The organism is Virgibacillus sp., from assembly GCF_013393565.1.
Classification (GTDB): Bacteria; Bacillota; Bacilli; order Bacillales; family Amphibacillaceae; genus Virgibacillus; species Virgibacillus dokdonensis.
In genome coordinates, this window is record NZ_JABXHF010000102.1 from 1 (window position 1) to 10,602 (window position 10,602).

Below are 10,602 nucleotides of genomic sequence, written 5' to 3' on the forward strand. Positions count from 1 at the left end.
TGCCTGGCATTGAACACAGCCTTCCTGAACAAAAGCTTGAAAATATGAAAGTAAATGTAAGATTAGCTGTTCCATTAGATCGTAACTTGCTTGATACAGAAAAAGTAAAAGCTGTCGTTCCTTATGGGATCTACGTCCATATTTTGGACACAAAATAGTTAAGTCTTAGTCCCAGTGCGTCGAATTATATTTATTTAAAACTATTTAGGTTTGAGAAAGAGCCTCTGTGGGCACAATTTCTAAGCCAAGAATCCAGCTTATTGAAATTCGTTGTTGGCTTGCCAAAAAGGCTATCATGCCCGCATCTCCTTGTAAAACCGTGCAGTGAATAATTTATGAAATCATGCAACCTAAGTGGAGAACTCTTCCATTGCTTGTGGTGTTTTATAACCGATACTACCGTGAATTCTTGCGGTTATACCAGCCTTCGATATATTGGAATAACGCTCTTTTTGCTAATTTGAAGTCCAAGTATTGTACATATTTACTTCTTCTTTCTTTAATATGGCGTGAAACGACTCTATACAAGCATTACCATAAGGGCTACCCTTGTAACTAAAGATTGTGTCATCTGAACAATGCTTTTCTTTATATTGTATTAATGTTTTCAAAAGGATAGCTACAAGAAAAACGCTTCTAAGTAATATATACTAGATATACTGGTGTAGTTTTGCGTAGAAAAGAGGAAAGCATTTTATTGATTTTTATAAAAAAACTACATAATACATAAAAAAGTAGTCAGTAAAGGCTAATTTATATAACTGAATTTCTTTAAAAATATCTGGCACCAAAGTCTTTAGATGATAACAGTTTTTTTCTTATACTATCCCTAAAAATTTTATACTGTTGTATGAAGAAATTTTTTCATAATAGATGGTGGACTGCGCCATTGGCAAGTCATGGTGATTTCTTAAATTATATTTTTATTCTTCTTTCTCTTTTTCCTCGTCTTCCACTCTCTCCGCCTGTATCAACAGTCTTTCTCGGTCGGTTGGATATGGATGACATGTAAACAAGGTTGCTAAATCGCGATTTTTTTGAATTTCCAGTGGCTTCGTTGCATCAGGAGCCACCACTTGTTGACCATACACGCGATAAGTTAATGTACCATTCATTGTGTGAATATAAAAGACATCCCCATCGTTTAATTCATCCACGTTTCGAAACATGGCTTTTGTTCCCATACCCCGGTGCCCGGCTAAAACGGTGTGGTTGCTTTTACCACCAACAGGCAAAGAAGAACCTTCAATATGACCAATTCCTCTTTCTAACGTTTCTTCCGTAGCTCCTAAAAAGATAGGAATCATCTCTCCTAATTTAGGGATCTCAATGGCAGCGAACACTTCATCCTCGTTAATTCCAAGACAGTTTTTGAATTCAGCTAGCCTTTCTTCATTATCCATAAATGGATCACGAAAGCCAGAACTATCATAAAAAATTTCTTTATTACAAGCGGAAGCTTTTTTCATCAACTTGTTTATTTCTTCATTTGGTCGTTCTTCTATGTCAGCTTGAAATTGATCGACTTGTTGTTTTTGTAAATAACTATTAACGAATTTGGCTACATGTGGATATAAAAGAATGAGAATGCCTGCTACAAATAATAAGATGATTGCTTTTTTTCTCTTCATGAGCTTTCCACCTTATGCTTGTTTTTGCGTTTCTGACATTTTAACCACCAAAATAGAATAAAAATCACTAATAGACCTGCACCACCTGCAATATACCAATAATTAAACGGTTCGGTTACTGCTTCTGTCTCTTCCGCCTTTGCTTCATCATAAGGTATGCGCTTTCCTTTCACTAGCATCCGATGCGTATTCAACATATAAGGTTCGCATGTTAATAATGTCATATACTCTTCATCATCCTCTGTTTGCAACCATTGCGTTTCGTGTGGCAGGACGATTACTACATCGTACACTTCATAGGCATATTTTTCATCTAAAACATCAACGTAAAATTGATCCCCTTTTTTTAGTTCATCTAAATTACGAAATAATTTCGCACTTGGAAGCCCTCGGTGGGCAGTTAGTACGCTGTGGGTTCCCTTCTCCCCTGTAGGAAAGGAAGAATTTTCCATATGCCCGACCCCTTTTGATAAAACATCTTCCCCAGTTCCGTGATAGATTGGAAGGTTGGTACCTATTTTCGGTATTTCAATACTGCCTATTGTTTTTCCTACATTTAATGCATCGTAATAACTTTTGTTTCCAGCAACTTTATTACCTTCAGATCCTTCTTCTGAATAGGGATCAACAAAATCCACATCGGATCCCTCTAGCTTTTTATTATGCTCGGTTGCCTGCTTTCTTTCTTCTTCAATTTCTTTCTTATCCATCTTTTCTACAGTTTGTTCATATTCTTTTATAGCGGATTGGTGCGCTGTTGTCGATAAGATATTACTTATTATAGGATAGGAAAAGACACCTAATCCAGCCAAAAATATGATAATTATTATCGCTCGCTTCATCATTTTCCCTTCCTATCGTAATTTTATGGTTACGGATGGTGCTAATAAATCAAACCTTTGTTTTATGAATGGCTTGTCCCACCACTTCTTAGAAGTCAATAGAAAATAGGAGAGAGAATGATTCTCCCTCCTCATTTTTTATCTAGCTATTTATGCAGTCGCTTCTTGTTTCTTGCGACGGAAGTAAAGCGCTAGTGCTATTCCAATCAATGTTAAACCTACAAGTGTAAAGATGATTGTTCCAATTCCACCCGTAGATGGTAAGTTCCAGCCTGATTTCGAGTTCTCCACCATTACTTGATTGTTGTCTGAGATAACATCATTGGTAACCGTAGCTTCAACAGGGATAGATAACAAACGGTATGGTTTTTCATTACCTTCATCATCTGTATAAGTTGGTGCTTTTGTTTCATGTAAATAGTACGTTCCTGGTGTTAATCCTTCAATGGAGATTTCTCCATTTTCATCTGTCTTTAAGTTTTCTAATAAACCATTAAACGAATCGCCATTTACGGTAACAACGTCTCCTGCATTAGTAGTATCTACTACTTTTTTACCATCTTTATCCGTTGTTAACTTAAACTCTGCATTTGGAAGTTTTACCGCATTGTCTCTCTTATCCACTTTTAGCACTTTCAGTCCACCTTCTTTTGGATCTACTTTTACTGGTGGTGTGGTTGGAGGGTCTTCTGGATCATTAAATCCTCCTTTATCGTTATCAAAGTTTAGTTCGGCTTCGTTCGGAATACCATTTTCCTCTGGTAGTAATTCTGCTTCTGGCTTAATTTTCGCAGTGAATGTTATTTTAATCTCTTGTCCTGGCGTTAACTGACTTAAATCTGCTACAGACCATGTTAGCTTCTGTCCTTCTTGATTAAAATTAATATTGGACTTGTCTGTTCCTGTAACACTCCATCCATCAGCGATGCTGCCATCTGTAATAAATGTTAAGCGATCATCTAAGGTATCGGTTACACCTAAAGATTTATACTTATCTACATCTTTTGGTGTAGCAATCGTCAAATTATATTTAAATTCTTGATCACGATCCACTTCAAACGCATCTACGCCTTCGACATCCTTTTCAATTTCAGGCTTCTCATAGTTCCTTACATGGCCATTTTCATCGACAATGCCTTCTTCAGGTTTCCATTCCACAACAATATTTTGACCTGTATCATCTTTCTTTACATCAAAGTAAAGTTTTGTGTTATTTATTGCATAACCTTCTGGAGCCGTCGTTTCTTGGAAGTAATATCTCCCTTGCGCTAAATTACCTATGCCAATAACTCCACTTTCATCTGTCATAAGTTCGCCAATTGCATTACCATCTTTATCCGTTGTCTCTGTTCCATCTGCGTTATATAGTGTGAATCCTGCACCTGGCAATACATTACCTTCTGCATCTTTTTTCACAAGTTCTACGTTAGAACGAATGGTTTCGTTCTTTGGATAAATCTTGACATCATAGTTTAATTCATCCCCTGCTTTGTTAGTCATTGGGATGTCTACGGTAAATGTGCCCGGATTTAAAATAACATGGTCTGGACCGTTTGTTTCTTTTACTTCATAACGACCTAATTCCAATCCATCTGCTTTAGTAATTACAACTTGGCCATTGGCATCTGTTGTTTCCACAAAACCTTCTCCATCTGTTACTTCTGTCCATTTATTTGTTGATGGGTCATAAGCATGTGTCTGTGTGATTGTATACTCCACATCAGATAGTGGTGTTGCATCCGCTGGTGGCGTTTGCTCTCCACCTGTTCCTTCTCCAGCTTCTGGTGTAGCACCAGGCTCACGTTCATATTTATAAATCGTTAATGTTGGGTTGCTCTCATCGCCTTTTACTGTATAAGCAAGTGCTGCTTGTGGAAGAAATACAGATAATAATAGTGTGACTATTAAAACGATGTTTAGTATTCTTTTCTTCGCTAATTGCATATTTTTTCTTCTCCTATCCGTTATTGGTCTTGACATAGGGTGTAATAAAGGCAAATACTTCTATCTAGTAGGCTCCACCAATCCCGTTTTAAAAGGTAAACACGTCATTCTTTACCCTTCTTTCGTCGGATCAGTCTTTGTCTTTTTCTTGCGTAAGAGTATAGATAGTGCAGTGATCATTAAGATAGCCCCCGCCCCATAGAAAACCATCGTTCCAATTCCACCTGTGTCTGGTAATTCCCATCCAGACTTCGAATTTTCTACTTCTAGTTGCACTTCTAGATGATCTAGAGTAATCGCTACATCGAGCGGTTTTTTCAATAGACGATACCCTTCTGGTGCCTTTGTTTCTACTAATTGATAGTTTCCTAATAGAACTTGGTCAAAAGTCAATTTACCATTCTCATCTGTCGTTTTTGTCGCTACAACTTCTCCGTTTTCATCTCGAAGTTTAAATTCGGCTCCTGCCAAAACAACTTTGTTTCCTTCAGCATCCAATTCTTTATCTACCTTGGTTACTTCTAAGGATCCTTTCGGGTCCGGCGGCTTTACTTTTACTTCATTAGATGGCATTGGATCATCATTAATCACCAATTCTGCTTGGTTGGGAATTCCGCCACCTTTAATGTAAGGCAGTAATTCTTCTTCTTTGACGCTATCCTTAATTTTAGACTCGATAAGCAATGTATATGTTTGATTTTTCAAGTAAGAAAAGCTTCCGTCTTTCTTGTTTATATCAAACGTCACTACGTTATTTTCAATCGTTACTTCCCCACTTGCAGTAACATCACTACCATTTTGATCGATGACTTTTACGTCGCCGATTTCTAATACATCGTTAATATCATCTGATAAAGTAACCGTCTCCCAATCGCCGGTGTAATTTCCAAAAGCATAAGCCACTTCCCAGGTAAATACTACATCTCGGTTAAGTAGTTCATACGGATCTTTTTGTTCATTGACTGTTTTTTCTACTGTTGGTTCTTCGATTTCATAGTTCATATACACACCGACTCGTTCTGGTTCAACTGGTTGTCCATGATCCGTTGCGACGGCAAAGGAATTCCATGCCGCACGTTCTTTCGGATCTACATCTTTATCAAGTAAGGATCTTTCCACATCATCCGCTTCTGGTGCTTGCATGTTGAATGTCAAATCTATGTCGACATCTTGAATCCAAGTCTCTCCATCTAGGAGCTCGATTTTAAAGGAGTGAATGTTTTTCCAATCCCCTACTTCTCCTTCCGTCATCCAGTTGGGATCCTCCGCACCTGCAGGGTTGGATAATGGTGTCGTTGTTTCCGGGTATTCGGTATTTCGTGTTAAGTCATCCCGTTTCGGATTCTTAGATGTACTGTAAAAAACATCTACTTTTCCTTTCCATGCTGCTGGTAACGTAATAGGACCTGTCATAATTGGCGTAAATTTGCTCCCTCTTGTCACATTATCTGTAATCCCTAAGTCGCCAACGGATGGGAGCACATCGATCAATGTCATCGCAGAAATATCTTTCCCGATTGTATTCGTTAGGTTTAATCGATAAGCAATATCTCCACCTGGCGTTGTTTGCCCAAGTATACCCCAGTCTGTATCCAACTCGCCTTTAACAAACTTCTTGGTTTCTAAATCATACGCGCCACGAAGCGTGTAAATATTTCCTGACTTTAGTCGCGGCTCATCCGTTACACCATCTCCATTTAAATCATCGGTATCTGTTTGCAAGATGGTGTCCGTAATGGAATTCTCACTACTTGCTGGAACACGTAATTGGGGATCACCTGAAAATCCATACACACCGAAATTCAAAGTAGTTGGAGCACCATCAGAAATGGTAACGTCTAACTCAGCTGTTACGTCACTTCCAATACGAATTCGATCTTCATTCCAACTGATTTTTATTAGTTGACGCCCACTACCATTATAATCATCATTTAAGACTTCATATTGTCCTTGAGAAGCTTGATTGTTATTATCCGTATAATGTGGGTTAGGATTTGCATTTAAGGTTACCCCTGCGGGAAGTAGAACGGTTGATTTCAGCGGCTCACTCATTGTCAATGTTGAACTGCTATTATTACTTAAAGTTACTTTCATTCTATTTTTCCCAGTTACAACCTCTCCACGGTCATGATCTAATAACTCTATCCCAACCTGCGCAATCGGCGGTTGATTGGTAGGTTTTGATACAACTGTAGCATGCCTCTCGGATGCTACACTATCCCATGTATATCGCTTATGCAAGCTATACCACCAATTACCATACCTATCAACTCGAATACCATCATTTATTGCTTCTTGACCCGGTTTTATGCGTACGTCAAATTTATTTTCCACTGTTCCTGTATAACCGGGCTTCACATAAAAGTAATAATTTGGGCGTTGCAGAGGAAACATACCTGCAGGAGCATCTGTAAAGCGATATATAATTCTAGAAATATAATCTGTTTCAGATAAATTCAAATCACTTCTTGTATAAGTGTGTGCTCCCTTCGCATTCGAAACAAGCGTTCTCTCCTCGTCGTTAACGATACCCACAATATCGAATATCGGTTCCCTATTTAAAGGGATCTTTAAGTCTGCTTCAGGATTGGTTCTAGCAAAGAGCCAATTTCCAGGTGTCACTACTTTATCTAAAATTAAATTATCATCAATGTTATATAAGCTATCATATTCCTTCATGTCATATTTCCGTCCTGGATCCATGGCTGTTAAACCATGTTGAAAACGTAGATATGCATCATCATACACCAAAGGATTTTCATCTTTTTGACTATTGCTGGCTACCTTTTCTCCTTTTCCATCTGCAGGGCTTAAATGAATTGGATACATGATTCTACCTTCAACATCACCTGTCGCTTGCTCTCGTGAAATAACTGGTATCGATGCACTCGCTCTCGGCTTCGGCTGCAATCCTTTATTGTCCATAAATGTTGCGTCTACAAAAGCTACATTATCTTGTGTTGTTCCAATAAGATTGCCGTCATTTTTCACTTGCAAGCGCACACGCAATTCCATGGTAAATAGATCGCCTTCTGCTTGCATTTGTTCTTGGAGCGTTGGTGCATCCAATTTCCAAGTTAACGTACGTCCTGACACGGAAGGTTGTGGTGTATTATTCATCACATCATAATAGCTGAGACCAGCATCAAACGTATCTTGAATTATGATGGTAGAACCTGGCTTTATGAACATTTGCCCGACGTCCTTTTTAGGAATGCTGACTTTAATATCCCAAACTGTAAAGCTTCCAGGAAATGGCGCTTTATGGACTGAACCATTATATCGCGCTTCTTTAAATTTTTTAGAGACACTTATCGCATTCGAAGCGATAATATTAACTTTTGTACTGTCTGAAAACGTTTCTTCATCTGTCTCTAATGTTGCTGTAGCGGTTAACTCCGCATCATGAGGTGCTATTCCATTTTTTGTGTTTACTTTGACTATTTTTTCGTACGTTTCACCAGCTCTTAATTTATCACCAAAATTATACACCAATGTATGATTTGTATCATTATATACAGGTTGAACACCAGCTATTTTTAATTCACTTACATCTTGGGTGAATTCCGTATAATTCGAAACAGGTAAGTTTACAATGATTCTTGAGTTATCATACAGTTTTTGCGATCCTGTAGTTTTTAAAACAAGTTTATACATCGCTGCGTTTCCAGCTTCGACATTTGCGTGATACGGAGAAATGTCGATATCTGTATTTAGATCCCCTCCTATTGAAGATATCTTATTACGTGCTTCGCTTGTCGCCTTCGAATCATCCGTAATTTTCTTATCAGTAGTAGACTCCTTTTTTTCTGCTTCTTTTTCAACAGCTTCTTCGTCTTCTGTTACTTGCTTATTTTGAACGGAGTCTGTCTCCTTTTTTGATTCTGGCTGCGGGGTTTCTTCCGTTTTCTTTTCTTCTTCAACAGCTTGTTGGTTGTCGTTTTCTTTTTCTACAGAAGACACCTTTTCACCCTCATCAACTGGGGGTTTTACTGTAAACGTTTCAGTCACTTCTGCCACAATGTCACCATTAACTACGCCCATTGCCTGCAATGAATTCTCTGCTTGTAAGTTGTTGAGTACAATGGAAATCTCTTGGTTGGTTACGTTTTTTCCCCATGTAAAATGAACGACGCACTTCTGTTTGTCATATGTCACATCTGCTGTTTGCGTTTTTTCATCATTTAACTGTTTGGTTTCTTTTTCATTAAAAGTAGCATTATTAGGAAGTTTTATCTTTATATCATTCAAAACAGGTTGATCGGATGTTATTGTCGCAACTGCTTTTTCTTTTGTTGCACCTTCTTTAACCTGTATATGAAGATTCGGCGAAACTTCCTTAGAAACATCTTGACCATTAATGATGTATGGTGCAAAAGTAGGAGTTAAAAGCATGAAAATTAAGATGACTGAGAACCATTTACGTGTTTTTCTCATCTTGCGCATTGTTCTCATTTTAGTTGTTGTTCGTGTTTGCCTCACTGTTTATCACCCCTTCTTATCTAAATTGCTTGATTATTACTTGGTTTGTCATCAATGGTAGCATTGCTTACTTGAGACTGGCCAAAGTTTATATTAACCTTCCAATCGATCATTTTTCCGTTCTGATTTCCTGATTTTTCCGTATACTTTCCGCCATACGGAATGGATACAGAAGCATCTAGTTCCGTTTCTTGTTGATTTCCATTGTAAAGGTTCGCTGTATTATGGTAGTTTTTTGCAACTAAATCTAAATCTTTTAGACTTGTTTTGTACTCTATCAAATATGGTTGGTTGATCTCTTTTACAAAATTAATCTGAAATCCCGGCTCACCTTGTTCATTTTCCATAAATTCTATAGAGTAATCTCACCCAGTACAGCTTCTTTTTTCTTTGTTCCATTTTTCCCACCAGTAAGCTCCATTAAATGTACAATTATGGAGTCTTGCAATAGCTGCTGATTGCCTTGTAAAGTCCTCACTCTTATTTGCAAGTTGGTCATAATCAAATGTTGTCTTATAGTAGATCCAATGTAATAAAAAGCACACTTAACTGTTTCTTCAAAATACTACCCCTTTCCATATCTTCGTTCGTCGTTTTCCACAAGTGTTAAAACGAGCGACCATTCCTTTAACATCGTACTTTCGCTAAACTCACTTCCACACCTATATAACCATATAGGTATAAAAATCCTTGTCATACTTAAATAGAACCTACTCTTTACATTAAATAGGTTTTTTACGGCGTCTATATTTCATCAATGATTGCTTTCTTGTTTGTTGAAATAACCTTTGTAATATACTGATACACAAATATGGAACACGAGATCTGTTTTTCGTTCTCACTCCCTCCTTATTTATCTCTAGTTCTCTGCATTTAATGAAGTAATACTAGTTCATGAGGTTTTGTATCTTTTGATTTACTTCCGTATTACCAAATTAGACACAAATCTTCATTTCACTCGTACCCCCCCCCAAACGATTTATGCCTTTTACATGTCACACATATAGTTGGTGTAACACAAGTCATTTCCACTATATCTATAACTTTTCGGCTAAATTATACTAAATCCAACTATACAAAAACTATACAAAATAAGCCGTTAACAACAAGTGAAAGTAATATAAAAAATTATAGCGCTTTCGTTTAAATACACTTGAAATATAGAATGAAATCAGCTTCGTTTTTAAAATAGAACATATAAACAATTCTCTTTTTTTTAATATTGAATGTATCTCATTAGAATTTTGTATAAAAACATGCTATAAGCAATTCATAATAGGAGGTAGAACTTCATATAAGCCATATTCGTTTCTTATGGAGAAGGGTATTTTACTAAATATAGGGTGGAATGATGATACTACACGCTTCATTTACAACAAGGGGTTTGGAGAAAAGCTGCATGTTTGATTGATAAAATAAACACTTATTTTAGATAAAAACGGTGCCAGCTTTTCAAGAATGAACATAACAAGCGTGCTTGTTAGAAAAACTTGACTTATCTTATGGCCAAAAATGTCTTTTTTCTTAAACGACCACCTGCTAAAGTGAACTGCACCCCAATTTTTAGCAGGTGGTCGTTTAAGAGGCATTTTCACTGGGAACGGTTGAATAAAAGAATTCTACATGATGCGGAAATAATTTAATCAAAAAGGAGTTTTATCATGAATCAAATTCTATTTATTCAAACTGGCATGGGGATTGAT

The 10,602-nt window shown here is 37.2% G+C and carries 7 protein-coding genes and 1 pseudogene; 1 reads left to right on the plus strand and 7 read right to left on the minus strand.

Going from position 1 to position 10,602, the window contains the following annotated elements:
- Positions 1 to 8: 8 nt before the first annotated feature.
- Positions 9 to 158 carry a Lin0512 family protein gene (locus tag HLX49_RS16200; protein WP_367112764.1) on the plus strand — a complete coding sequence of 50 codons (150 nt, stop codon included), beginning with the start codon at positions 9 to 11 and terminating at the stop codon, positions 156 to 158.
- Positions 159 to 350: 192 nt separating this feature from the next.
- On the opposite strand, the pseudogene HLX49_RS16205 reads toward HLX49_RS16200, so the two are convergent.
- The 7 genes and pseudogenes from HLX49_RS16205 to HLX49_RS16235 form a co-directional block, all read right to left on the minus strand.
- Positions 351 to 560 (minus strand): annotated as a pseudogene (locus HLX49_RS16205) (integrase core domain-containing protein); the annotation flags it as partial.
- Between the two features lie 363 nt (positions 561 to 923).
- Positions 924 to 1,631 carry a class C sortase gene (locus HLX49_RS16210; RefSeq protein ID WP_296363183.1) on the minus strand — a complete coding sequence of 236 codons (708 nt, stop codon included), beginning with the start codon at positions 1,629 to 1,631 and terminating at the stop codon, positions 924 to 926.
- Complete coding sequence (locus HLX49_RS16215; RefSeq protein WP_296363184.1) at positions 1,628 to 2,476, minus strand: class C sortase; 849 nt, start codon at positions 2,474 to 2,476, stop codon at positions 1,628 to 1,630. Before HLX49_RS16215 ends, HLX49_RS16210 begins: the two co-directional genes overlap by 4 nt.
- A gap of 147 nt (positions 2,477 to 2,623) precedes the next feature.
- On the minus strand, positions 2,624 to 4,417 hold the full coding sequence (locus HLX49_RS16220) for a SpaH/EbpB family LPXTG-anchored major pilin (protein WP_296363186.1): 1,794 nt from the start codon (positions 4,415 to 4,417) through the stop codon (positions 2,624 to 2,626).
- 111 nt (positions 4,418 to 4,528) lie between these two features.
- On the minus strand, positions 4,529 to 8,899 hold the full coding sequence (locus HLX49_RS16225; RefSeq protein WP_296363189.1) for an adhesive domain-containing protein: 4,371 nt from the start codon (positions 8,897 to 8,899) through the stop codon (positions 4,529 to 4,531).
- A gap of 20 nt (positions 8,900 to 8,919) precedes the next feature.
- Positions 8,920 to 9,246, minus strand: coding sequence for a collagen binding domain-containing protein (locus HLX49_RS16230; protein WP_296363191.1), 327 nt, complete (start codon positions 9,244 to 9,246; stop codon positions 8,920 to 8,922).
- A gap of 5 nt (positions 9,247 to 9,251) precedes the next feature.
- Positions 9,252 to 9,398 (minus strand): hypothetical protein, encoded by a 147-nt coding sequence (locus tag HLX49_RS16235; RefSeq protein ID WP_296363192.1) that lies wholly within the window; start codon positions 9,396 to 9,398, stop codon positions 9,252 to 9,254.
- Between the last annotated feature and the right edge of the window lie 1,204 nt (positions 9,399 to 10,602).

Bases quoted from the DNA above. Each gene is read 5' to 3' on its own strand.
- HLX49_RS16210 (WP_296363183.1), bottom strand. From the start codon at position 1,631: ATGAAGAGAAAAAAAGCAATCATCTTATTATTTGTAGCAGGCATTCTC.
- HLX49_RS16215 (WP_296363184.1), bottom strand. From the start codon at position 2,476: ATGATGAAGCGAGCGATAATAATTATCATATTTTTGGCTGGATTAGGT.
- HLX49_RS16220 (WP_296363186.1), bottom strand. From the start codon at position 4,417: ATGCAATTAGCGAAGAAAAGAATACTAAACATCGTTTTAATAGTCACA.
- HLX49_RS16230 (WP_296363191.1), bottom strand. From the start codon at position 9,246: ATGGAAAATGAACAAGGTGAGCCGGGATTTCAGATTAATTTTGTAAAA.
- HLX49_RS16235 (WP_296363192.1), bottom strand. From the start codon at position 9,398: ATGACCAACTTGCAAATAAGAGTGAGGACTTTACAAGGCAATCAGCAG.